The sequence below is a fragment of the Streptomyces genisteinicus genome, assembly GCF_014489615.1.
Taxonomy (GTDB): Bacteria; Actinomycetota; Actinomycetes; order Streptomycetales; family Streptomycetaceae; genus Streptomyces; species Streptomyces genisteinicus.
This window is the reverse complement of record NZ_CP060825.1, coordinates 3321279-3335306: the sequence shown is the minus strand read 5'-3', so window position 1 is coordinate 3335306 and position 14028 is coordinate 3321279. Positions and strand designations below refer to the sequence as shown.

Below are 14028 nucleotides of genomic sequence, written 5' to 3'. Positions count from 1 at the left end.
CGGGGGTGGTCGGGGAGGGCCCAGTCCGGGGTGGGCCGGTGTCACGGGTGCCGGCCACGGCCCCGGCCCCGGCGTCCACGGACGTCGACGCCGGGGGCCCGGGCCCGGTGGCCCTGCCGGACGCCGGGTCAGGCGCGGGCCGGTGCGGCGGCGAGCGCCGCGACCGCGAGGCGGTCGGTCTTCGCGGGGGAGCCGCCCAGCCGGTGCAGCAGCAGCCACCTGCCGTCGTCGTGTGCGACCGCCACGGCGGAGGAGTCGCGGGTGGCACCGTTGTGCCAGAGCGTGGCGCCGCCCCGGCGCCAGGTGGTCGCCGGGGTGCCGAGCCGGCGTTCCACGAGCAGCCCGACCAGCACCCGGGCCATGGTCGCCGGCGTCGACCACAGGCCCCCGGACGGCAGGATGGCCCCGCTGAGATCCCACAGCGGCCTGGGCCGTCCGAGCAGCGTCCGCGGGACGAGGCGCAGTTCCCCGGCGGGGCGCGCGGTGACCGCGCCCTCGGCCAGATCCAGGGGGCGCAGCACGTGCTCGTCCACAAGGTGTTGATAGCCGCGGCCGGTGGCCGAGGTGAGGGCGAGGCCGAGGACGGCGTACCCGAGGTTCGAGTACTCCTCCGCGCCGCCGGGCGGTGCCTGCCGCAGCGCGTCCAGATCCGCCAGGGCCTCCCGCAGGGCGGTCTCGGTGAAGTCCGCGTACGGGTCGCCGGGCGGGCCGGTGGGGGCGGGGAGGAGCCGGGGCAGGCCCGAGGTGTGCGCGGCGAGGTGCCGCAGGGTGATCCCGCTGCCGCGGGGCGCCTCGGCGAGGGTCTCCTCCAGCGGGGCGTCGGGGTCGAGCACGCCGGAGTCCGCCAGCCCGGACAGCACGGTGCCGGTGAAGACCTTGCTGAGCGAACCGAGTTCCACGAACCGGTCGGGATCGTGGCCGTGGGTGACACGGTCCTCGATGCCGGGTCCGCCGAGAAGGCAGGTCGGTGTCCGCACGGGGCTTGCTCCTGTCAGAGGTGGGGGGCGGGGCGGGGTCGGGCGTACGGTCCGGGCCGTACGCCCGGGGCGGGGCGGCTCACGCGCCCCCGCCGGCCCCGGCCCGCACGGCGGCGCTCTCGCGGCGGGGCTCCGTGTCCGGGCCGGTCCGCGGTTCCGGGCCGGACCGAGGCGCCGGTTCCGGTGCCGGTTGGGGTGCCGGTTGGGGTGCCGGGTCCGGCTCGGGCCCGGGACCCGGTTCCGCTGCCGGAGCGGCCGCATCCGCCGGGGCGCCGGCGCCGGGGGCCGGTGTTCCGGTCCGGGCCCGTACCCGGGTACGGACGGCGGCCTCCGCGCGTTCGAGCGCTCCGGAGAGGAATACGAGATCGCAGGCGATCATGGTCAGCGCGAAGCCGGTCAGCCCCATGAAGAACGCGATCGACAGATGGAACGCGATGGAGGCCGCAGCCGCCCAGGGGCGCAACGCCGGGACCAGCACACCGAGCGGGAAGTACACCAGGAAGGCCACGGTCCCGTAGGTGCCGAGGACCACCAGGGCGTCGCTCTCGTACACCAGGTGCGACCAGCCGGGCAGTTCGAACTCGGGCACCCGCATCACGTAGAAGAGCGCGGTGCCGTCCTGCCACTCCTGTCCCATGACCTTGTAGAGGCCGGAGACGACGTAGACCAGGCAGATCTGGACGGCGACCATGAGGACGCCCAGGTTGTGGAACGGCACGGACACCGCGCGCACCGCGCCCGGCAGCCGGTCGCGGACGCGGGCGGCGAGACCGGTGGGCAGGGCGAACCGGCCGTAGCAGCGGGTCAGCAGCAGGAACGGGATGACGACGTAGGCGAGGTTGTCGCCGCCGTCGAGCAGGCCCGGCTGCCGCTGGTACACCGACCACAGCAGCACCCCGTGCACGGCGAGACCGGGGCGGCCGCCGACGCCGAGCACCACGGCGAGCGCCGCGGCGATGCCCGCGTGGAAGAGGAGCTCGGACCAGAGGGGCGACCCGGAGAGCGCGTAGAGGCTGAACCCGGTCAGCTGGTCCAGGAACTCGCCGTGGGGCAGGATGCCGTCGGGTCCGAAGAGGTAGTGGCGTTCCCCGTACTGGCTCACGTAGTACATGAGGCCGACGAAGCCGAGCAGCGCCCGGGTCCCCGAGACGCCGGTGACGGCCACCGGGTGGAGGCTCCAGGCGTCCAGGCGGGCGACGACGCCCTTCATCGCAGCTCCTCGCTCTTCACCCAGTCGAAGTCCTTGACCATGACCCGGTCCTCGGCGGTCGGGTCGTTCCGCTTCGACCACGGCGGGAGTTCGCGCACGTACATGCGGACCTGGATCCTCTCGGCTCCTGACGGGCAGGCCGACGGCATCCGGTCGTAGGCGTAGCGGGCCAGGGTCCTCACCGCCTCCTGCTCCGTGACCTTCTCGTACGGAAGAGGCGGCAGGACGGGCTTCTTGTCGTTGGTCTGCTGCTGCCGCAGCCTGCGCAGCAGCTCCTCGCTGCTGGTGACGTTCTGGAGGGCGGCGGAGACGATCCGCACGTCCCGGGAGGGGAAGAAGCGCGAGCCCCGGACCTTCTCCAGCGCCTGGGCCGACACGTCGTAGTACCCGGAGACCGATCCGTCGCGGCAGGTGGCGCGGGCGAGGATGCCGCGGTCGTCGGACATCGGGGTCGGGGCGAACAGCTGCCAGTTCTGTGAGAAGTACGGGTCCAGATAGGCCGCCACCCGGTCCCCGTAGACCAGCTTCGCCGGGCTGAGCGGCGCCTGGGAGAGGGCGGCCATGGTCATGTGAACGCCCAGGAGGGCGCCGCCGATGAGCAGCGCCGCCCTCCTGGTGGTGCGATGTGTCGTCGTCACGCGGCGATCAGCGGTCGAAGACCGTGTCGGCCGGGACGCCCGCGGGCAGCTCCGCCGGAGAGGCGAAGATGCTGCCGTGGCTCAGCATGTTGTCGGCGTTGCTCTTGGCGACGACGGCCATGCCCTTGCCGACGGCGGTGGCCTTGTGCGCGCCCTTGGTGGCGGCCTTGCCGACGGACTTCGCCGCCTTGCCCAGCAGCGAGCCGAGGGCCTGCGGCGCGGGCTGCGCGCCCTGGGCGGCGGCGACCGGGGCGGCCGGGGCGGCCGGCGCGGCCTGGGCGCTGCCCTGGGTGGCGACGAAGAGGGCGACTCCGGCGGTGGCGACACCGGCGGCGGTGGCGATCTTCTTGATGTTCACGGATATTCCTCACCTTGGATCGGACGGCCCGTGGACGGACCGCCCGGTTACGGGCACAGCCCTGCCCGCCACCCCACACCGCATCGCGTGGGGTGGTGGACGGTTCGGGCTGCGGCTCCGAGCCTGCCGCGCGGGGGCGGCGCGCTCCATTGCCTCTTGAGGCGTCGCCTGATGCGGCATGGCCGCCTGGGGCATGACCGGTTACGGCGATGCCCGATGCGGCATCGCCTCAGGAGGCGATGGCGTCCTCGGCCAAGGTGTCGTGATGCTGGACCGCGACGAGGCTCGCCTCGAACCGCGATCCGACGTCCAGCTTCCGGACGATGCTGGTGATGTGCGCCCGCAGGGTCCGCTCGGCGATCCCGAGCTGCCCGGCGAGGACGCGGTTGGTCCTGCCCCTGGCCAGATGGCGCAGCACTTCGCGCTCCCGGCCGGTGAGCAGGTCGAGTTTCCCGGTGTCCACCGACACGGGAAACGGATGGGCGTCGTGCGCCGCTGTCATCGTGTACTCCCCCTGTATCTCTGCCTGCCGGAACCCGGTGTGCGGACGCGGCAGGGCGGGGCGGGGACGGGGCCGCTCTGCGGCCGGCAGTGGTCAGGTGCCGGCATCGCGGCCCGCCCGGCCCGACTTGGCCTGGAGCTTAACCCTTCCGGCCAGGTACGAACTCGGGGGGTCGTCGTCCTCCGCACGGGGCCCTTCGCCTCCTACACTGACTTCCGGGTCGGGCTACTACCGTGCGGCGAAGGGTGGTTGACGGTGCGTAAGGCGTGGCTGGTCGCCGGGGTCGGCTTCGGCGGCGCCCTGCTGTTCGTCGCGCTGCTCGTCGTCGGCACCTACTCGGCCGCGGCCGGCATCTTCGGGGGCGACTCCAAGGGCGGCGCGGTGGGGCTGGCGAAGGGCGCCGTCCCCGCGCGGTACCAGGCGCTGGTCCAGAAGTGGGGCAACCTCTGCCCCGCGATCAACCCGGCCCTGCTGGCGGCCCAGCTCTACCAGGAGAGCGGCTGGAACCCGAGGGCGCAGAGCCATGCCGCGGCGCAGGGCATCGCGCAGTTCATCCCGGGCACCTGGGCGACCCACGGCATCGACGGCGACAAGGACGGGGACCGCGACGTCTGGGATCCGGCCGACGCGATCCCGTCGGCCGCCTCCTACGACTGCGAACTGGCCGGATATGTTCGCAAGGCGCCGGGCGACCCGACCGACAACATGCTGGCCGCGTACAACGCCGGCGCCTACGCCGTCATCAAGTACGGCGGCGTCCCGCCCTACCGCGAGACGCAGAACTACGTGAAGGTCATCCGCACCCTGGAGAAGAGCTTCGCCCGCCCGGTCGGGCGGGTCGAGCCCTCCCGGCAGGCCGCCGGGGCCATCTACTTCGCCCAGCAGAAGCTCGGCACCAAGTACCTGTGGGGCGGCAACGGAACGCCCGAGCAGGGCGGCAGGTTCGACTGCTCCGGTCTCACCCAGGCCGCGTACCGCACGGTCGACATCGAGCTGCCGCGGGTCGCCAACGACCAGTACAACGCGGGTCCGCATCCCTCGCGCGACGAACTGCTCCCCGGGGACCTGGTGTTCTTCTCCGACGACCTGACGAACTCCCGGGCGATCCGCCACGTCGGCCTCTACGTCGGCGGCGGCTATATGATCAACGCCCCGTACACCGGTGCGGTGATCCGCTTCGACAAGATCGACACCCCGGACTACTTCGGCGCGACCCGGGTGACCAAGGACGGCGCGGCGGCTCTGCCGACCGCGCTCCCCGGGACCTGAGCCGGACGCCGTGGCCCATCCGAGTGGCTGGAAAGCGCCCCTGGCGGCAGGGTCCTGAGCTGCGACGACGTGTCACTCTTCGATAACGTCATGGTGATCGTTCGGTGGAGGGTGGAACGAGGCCGGGGTCCGTGTCGTTCCCTGGTCAGGGAGGCCGCCGCACTGACCATGCAGCACACACCCGACCGACCACGGGGGTTGGGAGAGCGGCGCGCAGGACGCGCGCCGGCAGGCAACAAGGCAAGGGGCCGCGGCAGATGGCTGGACTCGCAATCGGGTTCCCCCTGACGGAGTCGAGGGATTCGATGAATCCCGACGTCAGCCTGCTCTACGACATCAACGGCCTGGCGAAGGACGCACCCGGCTGGTTCGACCGGACCATGGAGTTCGTCGGCGAGTACGGGATCATGCTGGCGCTCGTCCTGGTGGCGCTCTGGTGCTGGTGGAGCGTCCGCCGCCGCGGTACCGCGGAGGACTCGGTCGTGGCCGTGGCGAGCCTGGTCTGGGCTCCCCTGGCCGCGGGCATCGCGCTGCTGATCAACATCCCCATCCGCGGCTTCGTCGAACGCCCCCGGCCCTTCAACGACCACGAGGGCCTGGAGGTCCTGGTCCAGGGCAAGACCGACTTCTCCTTCGTCAGCGACCACTCCACGATGGCGATGGCCATCGCCGCCGCGCTCTTCGTCGCCCACCGCCGCTTCGGCATGGCGGCGCTGGGTCTCGCCTTCGCCGAGGGCTTCTGCCGCGTCTACATGGGCGTGCACTACCCGACCGACGTGATCGGCGGCTTCGCCCTCGGCACCGCCGTGGCCCTGCTGCTCGCCCCGCTCGCGCTGGCGCTGCTCACCCCGGTGGTGTCGGCGGTGGCCGGCTCCCGTGTGCTGGGCCGGCTGGTGCGCTCCCGCCGCGCGGGCAGCGCACGGCGGGTGGAGCCGCTGGACATCCCCGACCCCCGGACCGAGGACACCGGCCCGGACGCCAACGGCCTGGCCGCGTAGCTCCGGCGGGACGCCCGCCCGGGCGGTCGCTCTCCTCGTGACGCGGCCGCCGGTCGGACGCACCCGCCCGTCGGACGGACCCGCAGGTCAGACCGCCTGCGGGTGGTCGAAGACCCCGTCCGGGTCGTAGCGGCGCCTGAGGCGGGCGAGACGGTCGGCCGCCGGGCCGTAGTAGGCCCGGCGCCAGTCGGTGAGCTGTGGGTCCGCGTAGTTCTGGTACGCCGCGCCGGTGGCGTACCGCCGCATCGCCGAACGGGTGTCCCGGAGCCAGGCCAGGGCCTCGGTGCCCGGGGTGCCGGGCCGCCAGGCCCCTATGTACTGGGCCAGGACCCGTGAGCGGCGGTGCACGAAGGACGTCGCCAGCGGGTCGACACGGTTCACCGCGCCGCCGAGCGCGGTCAGCAGCACACTGCCGTCGGCCGCGCCCCGGCCCGCCGGGATACGGGTGAACGCCTCGGCGGCCGCGACCAGGGCGCCCACCCCGCCGCCGGACAGGTCCCGGTCGAAGAAGTCGGACGCCGACGCGTAGGTCTCGCGCGGCAGTGTGCCGCCCGGCCCGCGGCCCGGGGTGGTGCCCGGCAGCCGGCACTGCTCCTCGTCGAGGCCGAGGCAGCCCGCGGCGGCGAGCATCGCGTCCAGATAGGAGCGCGGGCGCAGGGCGACGGACGACGCCGAGGAGCCCGCGGCGTCCGCGAGCCGGTCGACCGCGTCGCGCAGCCCGGCCTCGTCGCCGAGGGTGAGGGCCATCACCGACAGCGTCGGGGGAACGCCGCCGGGCCCCGCGTTCACGGTCGCCGACGACCAGATCTCGTCCGGCAGCCCGGGGCCCCACCGCTGCCAGGCCGTCAGCACTGCCGCGGCCTTCGACCAGGGCCAGTTCAGGTAGGCGGCGACGGTCGGCGGCGCCGGACGGGTGCGGAAACGGAACCGGGTGACCACCCCGAAGCCCGCGGTGCCGCCGCCGCGCAGGGCCCAGTGGAGGTCCCGGTCGGCGTCGGCGCTCGCGGTCCTGACGGTGCCGTCGGCGGTCACGATCGTCGCCTCCGTCATGGAGTCGCAGGTCAGCCCGTAGGCGCGGGACACCACCCCGTGCCCGCCGCCGAGGGCGAGCCCGGACACGCCGACCGTCGGGCAGGAACCGCCCGGGATCGTCCGCCCGCTGCGGGCCAGCCCCCGGTACACGCCCGAGAGCTTCGCGCCCGCGCCGACGGTGCCGTCGGCGCGCACCTCGTCGAGCGAGGACACGTCGACGACGAGCCGGCCGGTCCCCGACGACCAGCCGCCGTAGGAGTGGCCTCCGTTGCGGACCGACACCGGGACCCCGTGCGCCCGGGCGTACGCCAGGCACTCCCGGACGTCGTCCTCGCCCGCCACGTAGGCGACGGCCGCCGGTCTCAGGCCGTCGAAGCGGGTGTTGTAGAGCTGCCGGGCGCTCGCCCAGTCGGCATCGCCCGGCAGCACCAGCTGCCCGTCCAGCCCGCGGGCGAGTGCCGCCCAGTCGCCCGCGCCGCCCCCGGGGGTGCGGCTCGCGGGGGTGCGGCTGGCGGGGCGGCCCGGGGACGGCGGGGCGCCGTCGGTGCCGCCGGCACCGGACGGGCCGCCGCCCGTGCAGGCGGCGGCGGTCGCCGAGGTGGTGAGGGCGAGGGCGGTGGTGAGCAGCGTGCGCCGGTCCATGAGGCCTCCTGTGGCGGAGAAGACGGTCGCGGCAGGCCGCGGGTTCCGGGCGGGGAGGGTACCGGGGCGGAGGTGTCGGGGGGAGGGACCGTTCCGGGCGGAGGCGCTGTGCCGGTCGACGGGGGCGGCGGCGGGAGGCAGGGGCCGAGCGCACGTCGTCGGCCGGTGGCTCAGGGGGATTCCGCGTGGCCGCGGGCGTCCGTGCGGGCGCGGTCCCGGGACCGGCGCGCCGGTCCCGACCAGCCGCAGGTGCAGCGGGCGACGGCGAAGGAACCGCGTTCGACGGTGGTGGTCAGATGCGCCGGGCTCCCGGCGCCCGGGTCCTGCTGGGGCACGGGTCCACGGTACTGCCCGGTGCGGCCCGCCGGGATGGCGCCCGCGGCGTGACGGGTCGCGGGGGCCGTCGTTAGGGAAGAGGGGCGTCCCCGGGCCGCGGGCCGAGGAGTGGGGGCGGCCCCCAAGCAGTGGTCCCGTTCTGGGGGTTGACAGGCGATGGTGGCGCAGCAGCACAGACGCAGGGGCGGAACGATGGCCGTCGCGGCGACCGTGATGGGGGTGATGGCGGCCACCGGGTGTTCGAACGCGGGGGCCGTCGCCGACGACGGCGACGGCGGCGTCGACGAGGTCGTCCGTGCGGCGGACGCCCTGGAGCGGGCGCGCAGCTCCCGTGCGCGCACGGCGATGGAGATGGCCACCGGCGGCACGCGGGTCACCATCCGCGGCGACGGCGGCTACGACTTCGCCCGCCGCACCGGCCGGCTGACGGTCGTCCTGCCGCCGGACCCCGCGGGCGCCGACCGGCACGCGCCGATCACCGAACTGCTCGTCCCCGGCGCGCTCTACATGAAGAACCGGGGTGCCGGTGTCCCCGCCGACAAATGGGTCCGGGTGGACACGACCGCTCTCGACGACGGGAATCTGGTCACCGGCGGGGCGACCGACCCGCTCGCGGCGGCCGAACTGCTGCGCGGCGCCGAGCAGGTCACCTTCGTCGGCGAGACCGAGCTCGACGGCGAGCGGGTGCGCCACTTCCGCGGCACCACGGACATCGGCCGTGCGGCGCGTGCCGCGCGGCCGCACGCACGGGCGGCGCTGTCGGCGGCGGCGAAAGGGTTCGCCAACCGTGCCGTGCCGTTCGACGCCTATCTCGACGAGTCGGGGCTGCTGCGCAAGGTCCGCCACCGGTTCACCTTCGCCAACGAGGGCCGGGAGGTGGCCGTGACGTCCACCACGGTCCTCTTCGACTTCGGGGAACCGGTCGTGGTGCGGCTGCCGGCCCGTGAGGACATCTACACCGGGAAGGTCGGCGTCTGACGCCGTGCACGGCTCCGGAGAGGTGCGGCGGACGGGCCGGAGGGCCCGGGGGCACCCGGGAAGGCCAGGACGCAAATGGTCCGGACGTGCCATGCGCTTTGCGCCATCCGGTCCTTAGCCTGGGACCGACATCGGCCGGAAGAGGTGACGGCACGTGGCTCCGCCCAGTACGACGACAGTCCAGGACGACTGCGTGGCCCTCGCCGAGATCGAGCTCTGCGGCGAGCTCATGATCGCCGCAGCCTCGGCCGTGGACGAGGAGCGGCTGAGCCCGGCCCGTATCGACGAGGTGCTGTGGGGCACGGCGGGAGCCGGGGTCCCGTCCGGACCGTCACGTCGCTGAGTCTCCGTGCCACCGGCGCGGATCGCCCGGACCAGGAACCGGTCTCCGTGACGGCGGTCTCGCGACTCCCGCACCGGCCGAGCTTCCGGCGGCGGCTCCGGCTCGGGCTCCGGGGAGACGGTTCGAGGAGTGCGGCCGATCGTCGGGATCAAGCCAATCGCGCGGGTTCCGCCGGCGACGCGGCGGTCTCCGGCGGAACAGGATGCAACGGGATGCAACGGGACGGCTCGGACGGCTTCCCGGGTCAGGTGCGCAGCAGGCGGGCGATCGCCTTCGTCGCCTCTTCGACCTTGGCGTCGATCTCGTCGCCGCCCTTCACCGCGGCGTCCGCGACGCAGTGGCGGAGGTGCTCCTCCAGCAGCTGGAGCGCGAAGGACTGGAGCGCCTTCGTCGACGCCGAGACCTGGGTGAGTATGTCGATGCAGTAGACGTCCTCGTCGACCATCCGCTGCAGGCCCCTGATCTGCCCCTCGATCCGGCGCAGCCGCTTGAGGTGCTCGTCCTTCTGCTTGTGGTAGCCGTGCACGCCGTGATCGTGGTCGGTCTCGTGTCCGGTGACCGGGGGGCCGGCCGCCTCGGTGGTCGTCATCGCGTCCTCCCGTTGTCCTGAAAGGGGTATGTATACCCCTCATGGGTATATGGTATCGAATCACAGGGAAATCGGTGGGGGTCTGTGCGGATCGCGTCGGTTGATGGGCGACACTGGGTTGTCGCCGGTTAGCCGTGGCCGGATGATGCGCCTAGCATCAGCCTGACCAAAACCAGAGCACCCCGAGGACCCCACGTGCGATTTCGTCTGACCCCCAGGGAGACGAGCTTCTACGACATGTTCGCCGCATCCGCGGACAACATCGTCACGGGCTCGAAGCTCCTGATGGAACTGCTCGGAGCGGAGTCCTCCGCCCGGGCCGAGATCGCGGAGCGGATGCGGGCGGCGGAGCACGCCGGGGACGACGCGACCCATGCGATCTTCCACCAGCTGAACTCCTCGTTCATCACGCCGTTCGACCGTGAGGACATCTACTCCCTCGCGTCGTCCCTCGACGACATCATGGACTTCATGGAAGAGGCCGTCGACCTCGTCGTCCTCTACAACGTCGAGGAACTCCCCAAGGGCGTCGAGCAGCAGATCGAGGTCCTCGCGAGGGCCGCCGAGCTGACCGCCGAGGCCATGCCGCACCTGCGGACCATGGACAACCTCACCGAGTACTGGATCGAGGTCAACCGCCTGGAGAACCAGGCCGACCAGATCCACCGCAAGCTGCTCGCCCACCTCTTCAACGGCAAGTACGACGCCATCGAGGTGCTCAAGCTCAAGCAGATCGTCGACGTGCTCGAAGAGGCCGCGGACGCGTTCGAGCACGTGGCGAACACGGTGGAGACCATCGCGGTCAAGGAGTCCTGAGCTTCGTGGACACCTTTGCCCTGATCGTGACCATTGGTGTCGCGCTCGGATTCACCTACACCAACGGGTTCCACGACTCCGCGAACGCGATCGCGACCTCCGTCTCCACCCGCGCGCTGACACCGCGCGTGGCGCTGGCGATGGCCGCGGTCATGAACCTCGCGGGGGCCTTCCTCGGACAGGGCGTCGCCAAGACCGTCAGCGAAGGGCTCATCGAGACCCCGCACGGCGACCGCGGCATGGGCATCCTGTTCGCCGCCCTGGTCGGCGCGATCGTCTGGAACCTGGTCACCTGGTACTTCGGCCTGCCGTCCTCGTCCTCCCACGCCCTCTTCGGCGGCATGGTCGGCGCGGCGCTCGCCGGCGGGACGGACGTGATCTGGACCGGCGTGCTGGAGAAGATCGTCATTCCGATGTTCGTCTCCCCGTTCGTCGGCCTGATCTGCGGCTATCTGGTGATGGTCGCCATCATGTGGATGTTCCGGCGGACCAACCCGCACAAGGCGAAGCGCGGCTTCCGCATCGCCCAGACCGTCTCCGCGGCGGGCATGGCGCTGGGCCACGGTCTCCAGGACGCGCAGAAGACCATGGGCATCGTGGTCATGGCGCTGGTGATCGCGGACGTCGAGCAGGCCGGCGACGAGATTCCCGTCTGGGTCAAGATCGCGTGTGCCGTGATGCTGTCGCTGGGCACGTACGCGGGTGGCTGGCGCATCATGCGGACCCTCGGCCGCAAGATCATCGAGCTGGACCCGCCGCAGGGGTTCGCGGCGGAGACCACCGGCGCGTCGATCATGTTCGGCTCGGCGTTCCTGTTCCACGCGCCGATCTCGACGACACACGTGATCACCTCGGCGATCATGGGCGTCGGCGCGACCAAGCGGATCAACGCGGTGCGCTGGGGCGTGGCGAAGAACATCATCCTCGGGTGGTTCATCACGATGCCGGCGGCGGCGGCGGTGGCCGCGCTGAGCTACGGGGTCGTGTGGTTGATCTTCGGGTGACGCGTTCCCTCTGACGTGGCCGGCCCCGTCGCCCCCTCCCGGGGCGCCGGGGCCTTCCCGTTCCCGGGGCGCCCGCTTTCCGGGGGCTCCGCCCCCGAGCCCCCGCGCCTCAATCGCCGGCGGGGCTCAAGTCGTCGGCCTCGCCTCAGGGCGCGACGCTCAGCGGGGGCTCCGCTCCCGAGCTCCCGCGCCTCGATCTCCCCTACGGCCTGACATGTCAGCCCCGCCGGCGATTGAGGCGACCGCGCGGAGCGCGGTGCGGGCTCCACGAGGTGCCTGCGGAGTCGGCCGGAAGCTCCGATCACGGTTGCCGCACCCCCGCGGGAAGTGCGGAAGGGCCCGCCCCCTGGGACAGGGGGCGGGCCCGTCGTCGTGCGGGTGGCACCGCCATGCAGCACCCGCAGACGGCTTATCCGAAGCGGCCCGAGATGTAGTCCTCGGTCGCCTGGACGGACGGGTTGGCGAAGATCCGCTCGGTCTCGTCGATCTCGATCAGCTTGCCGGGCTGGCCGACCGCCGCCAGGTTGAAGAAGGCCGTGCGGTCGGAGACACGGGCGGCCTGCTGCATGTTGTGCGTCACGATGACGATGGTGAAGCGCTCCTTCAGCTCCCCGATCAGGTCCTCGATCGCGAGCGTCGAGATCGGGTCGAGCGCCGAGCAGGGCTCGTCCATCAGCAGCACGTCCGGCTCGACCGCGATCGCGCGGGCGATGCACAGGCGCTGCTGCTGGCCGCCCGACAGTCCGGAGCCCGGCTTGTTCAGGCGGTCCTTGACCTCGTTCCAGAGGTTGGCCCCGCGCAGGGACTTCTCGACGACGTCGGCGAGCTGGTTCTTCTTGTACGAGCCGTTCAGGCGCAGCCCCGCCGCCACGTTGTCGAAGATCGACATGGTGGGGAACGGGTTCGGACGCTGGAAGACCATGCCGACCGTGCGCCGCACGGCGACGGGGTCGATGCCGGAGGCGTACAGGTTCTCGTCGTCGAGCATCACCTTGCCCTCGACGCGCCCGCCGGGGGTGACCTCGTGCATCCGGTTCAGGGTGCGCAGGAAGGTGGACTTGCCGCAGCCGGACGGGCCGATGAAGGCCGTCACGGAGCGGGGCTCCACGGTCATCGAGATGTCCTCGATCGCCTTGTGGGAGCCGTAGTAGGCGGTCAGACCGCTGACGTCGATTCGCTTTGCCATGGGGGTCACTTCGCTTTCTGGTGGTCGCGTCAGCGACCGGCCGTGCGGTATCGGAGCCGCAGATCAGTGCTTCGGGGCCTTCCAGCGGGCGATGCCGCGAGCCACCAGGTTGAGGATCATGACGAAGGCGATCAGGACCAGGGCGGCGGCCCAGGCGCGGTCGTACGACGCCTCGCTGCCGACCCGGTACTGCTCCCAGATGTAGAAGGGGAGCGACGACTGGGCGCCCTCGAACGGGTTGGTGTTGATCAGCTGGCTGCCGAAGACGAGCAGCATGATCGGCGCGGTCTCACCGGCGATGCGCGCGATGGCGAGCATCACACCGGTGGTGATGCCACCGAGCGCGGTCGGGATGACCACCTTCGTGATCGTGCGCCACTTCGGCACACCGAGGGCGAGGGAGGCCTCGCGCAGCTCGTTCGGGACGAGCTTGAGCATCTCCTCGGTGGAGCGGACGACGACCGGGATCATCAGGATCGCCAGGGCCAGCGCACCCATCAGGCCGGACGGCTGGAGCTTGAACATCAGCATGATCGACAGCAGGAAGAGGCCGGCGACGATCGACGGGATGCCCGTCATGACGTCGACGAAGAACGTCACGGCCTTGGCCAGCGCGCCCTTGCCGTACTCCACCAGGTAGACGGCGGTCAGCAGGCCGATGGGCACCGACACCAGGGTGGCGAGACCGACCTGCTCCAGGGTGCCGATGATGGCGTGGTAGACGCCGCCGCCGGCCTCGAAGCCGGGGACGCCGGCCATGGAGTGGGTGAGGAAGTACCCGTCGAGGACCTTCACACCACGGCTGACGGTGACACCGATCAGCGAGAGCAGCGGGACGACGGCGAGGACGAAGCAGACCCAGACGACGCTGGTCGCCAGCCGGTCCTTGGCCTGGCGCCGGTTCTCGACGGCGCTGGTGACCGTGTACGAGATCACGACGAAGAAGAGCGCGGAGACCAGCCCCCACTGGATCCGGCTCTCCCAGCCCGCGACCAGGCCGAGACCCACGCCGAGGACGACGGAGACGGCGGCGAAGCCGAGCGGCGCCCACTTGGGGAGCGAACGGGTGCTGAGGCTGCGACGGGGACCGGGCGCCGCGTGCGACGGAGTCTCCCTGACAACTGTCTGGCTCATGCTGCACCCCATTCGT

The 14028-nt window shown here is 72.2% G+C and carries 16 protein-coding genes; 6 read left to right on the top strand and 10 right to left on the bottom strand.

Features of this window, described 5'->3' with window-relative positions; translation table 11 throughout:
• Positions 1 to 128: 128 nt before the first annotated feature.
• The 5 genes from IAG43_RS14570 to IAG43_RS14550 all read right to left on the bottom strand — a co-directional run bounded on the left by IAG43_RS14570 (position 129) and on the right by IAG43_RS14550 (position 3685).
• Positions 129 to 977, bottom strand: a complete 849-nt coding sequence (locus IAG43_RS14570) for a serine hydrolase domain-containing protein (RefSeq protein ID WP_187741177.1) — start codon at positions 975 to 977, stop codon at positions 129 to 131.
• 79 nt (positions 978 to 1056) lie between these two features.
• Positions 1057 to 2187: an HTTM domain-containing protein gene (locus IAG43_RS14565; protein WP_246574341.1), complete on the bottom strand. Its 1131-nt coding sequence runs from the start codon at positions 2185 to 2187 to the stop codon at positions 1057 to 1059.
• Positions 2184 to 2825 (bottom strand): DUF5819 family protein, encoded by a 642-nt coding sequence (locus tag IAG43_RS14560; RefSeq protein ID WP_187741176.1) that lies wholly within the window; start codon positions 2823 to 2825, stop codon positions 2184 to 2186. The genes IAG43_RS14565 and IAG43_RS14560 overlap by 4 nt, the downstream gene beginning before the upstream one ends.
• Positions 2826 to 2832: 7 nt before the next feature.
• Positions 2833 to 3183 (bottom strand): hypothetical protein, encoded by a 351-nt coding sequence (locus tag IAG43_RS14555; protein WP_187741175.1) that lies wholly within the window; start codon positions 3181 to 3183, stop codon positions 2833 to 2835.
• 229 nt (positions 3184 to 3412) lie between these two features.
• On the bottom strand, positions 3413 to 3685 hold the full coding sequence (locus tag IAG43_RS14550; RefSeq protein ID WP_187741174.1) for a response regulator transcription factor: 273 nt from the start codon (positions 3683 to 3685) through the stop codon (positions 3413 to 3415).
• A gap of 255 nt (positions 3686 to 3940) precedes the next feature.
• On the opposite strand from IAG43_RS14550, the gene IAG43_RS14545 reads away from it, so the two are divergent.
• Both IAG43_RS14545 and IAG43_RS14540 read left to right on the top strand, forming a co-directional pair.
• Positions 3941 to 4954, top strand: coding sequence for a C40 family peptidase (locus IAG43_RS14545; RefSeq protein ID WP_187741173.1), 1014 nt, complete (start codon positions 3941 to 3943; stop codon positions 4952 to 4954).
• A 257-nt stretch (positions 4955 to 5211) separates the two neighbouring features.
• Positions 5212 to 5952 (top strand): phosphatase PAP2 family protein, encoded by a 741-nt coding sequence (locus IAG43_RS14540; protein ID WP_187741172.1) that lies wholly within the window; start codon positions 5212 to 5214, stop codon positions 5950 to 5952.
• 87 nt (positions 5953 to 6039) lie between these two features.
• Here the strand turns inward: IAG43_RS14540 and IAG43_RS14535 are convergent, their stop codons facing one another.
• Both IAG43_RS14535 and IAG43_RS14530 read right to left on the bottom strand, forming a co-directional pair.
• Entirely contained in the window at positions 6040 to 7626 is a 1587-nt protein-coding gene (locus IAG43_RS14535) for an FAD-binding oxidoreductase (protein ID WP_187741171.1), read from the bottom strand.
• A gap of 170 nt (positions 7627 to 7796) precedes the next feature.
• A complete protein-coding gene (locus IAG43_RS14530; RefSeq protein ID WP_187741170.1) occupies positions 7797 to 7961 on the bottom strand; it encodes a hypothetical protein in 165 nt (54 codons plus the stop codon).
• A gap of 157 nt (positions 7962 to 8118) precedes the next feature.
• Here IAG43_RS14530 and IAG43_RS14525 point away from each other — a divergent pair, with 157 nt between their 5' ends.
• Both IAG43_RS14525 and IAG43_RS14520 read left to right on the top strand, forming a co-directional pair.
• The gene (locus tag IAG43_RS14525; protein ID WP_187741169.1) at positions 8119 to 8940 is read left to right on the top strand and encodes an SCO4651 family lipoprotein; all 822 of its coding nucleotides are present in this window, start codon (positions 8119 to 8121) and stop codon (positions 8938 to 8940) included.
• Positions 8941 to 9094: 154 nt separating this feature from the next.
• The gene (locus tag IAG43_RS14520) at positions 9095 to 9283 is read left to right on the top strand and encodes a hypothetical protein (protein WP_187741168.1); all 189 of its coding nucleotides are present in this window, start codon (positions 9095 to 9097) and stop codon (positions 9281 to 9283) included.
• 244 nt (positions 9284 to 9527) lie between these two features.
• Here IAG43_RS14520 and IAG43_RS14515 read toward each other — a convergent pair whose 3' ends face one another.
• Positions 9528 to 9872 (bottom strand): metal-sensitive transcriptional regulator, encoded by a 345-nt coding sequence (locus IAG43_RS14515; RefSeq protein ID WP_246574339.1) that lies wholly within the window; start codon positions 9870 to 9872, stop codon positions 9528 to 9530.
• Positions 9873 to 10067: 195 nt separating this feature from the next.
• Here IAG43_RS14515 and IAG43_RS14510 point away from each other — a divergent pair, with 195 nt between their 5' ends.
• Both IAG43_RS14510 and IAG43_RS14505 read left to right on the top strand, forming a co-directional pair.
• Entirely contained in the window at positions 10068 to 10688 is a 621-nt protein-coding gene (locus IAG43_RS14510; protein ID WP_147987079.1) for a DUF47 domain-containing protein, read from the top strand.
• 5 nt (positions 10689 to 10693) lie between these two features.
• On the top strand, positions 10694 to 11692 hold the full coding sequence (locus IAG43_RS14505; RefSeq protein ID WP_187741167.1) for an inorganic phosphate transporter: 999 nt from the start codon (positions 10694 to 10696) through the stop codon (positions 11690 to 11692).
• Positions 11693 to 12101: 409 nt separating this feature from the next.
• On the opposite strand, the gene pstB is transcribed toward IAG43_RS14505, so the two are convergent.
• On the bottom strand, positions 12102 to 12878 hold the full coding sequence (pstB, locus tag IAG43_RS14500; protein ID WP_187741166.1) for a phosphate ABC transporter ATP-binding protein PstB: 777 nt from the start codon (positions 12876 to 12878) through the stop codon (positions 12102 to 12104).
• Positions 12879 to 12941: 63 nt separating this feature from the next.
• Positions 12942 to 14012 (bottom strand): phosphate ABC transporter permease PstA, encoded by a 1071-nt coding sequence (gene pstA / locus IAG43_RS14495; RefSeq protein ID WP_187741165.1) that lies wholly within the window; start codon positions 14010 to 14012, stop codon positions 12942 to 12944.
• Between the last annotated feature and the right edge of the window lie 16 nt (positions 14013 to 14028).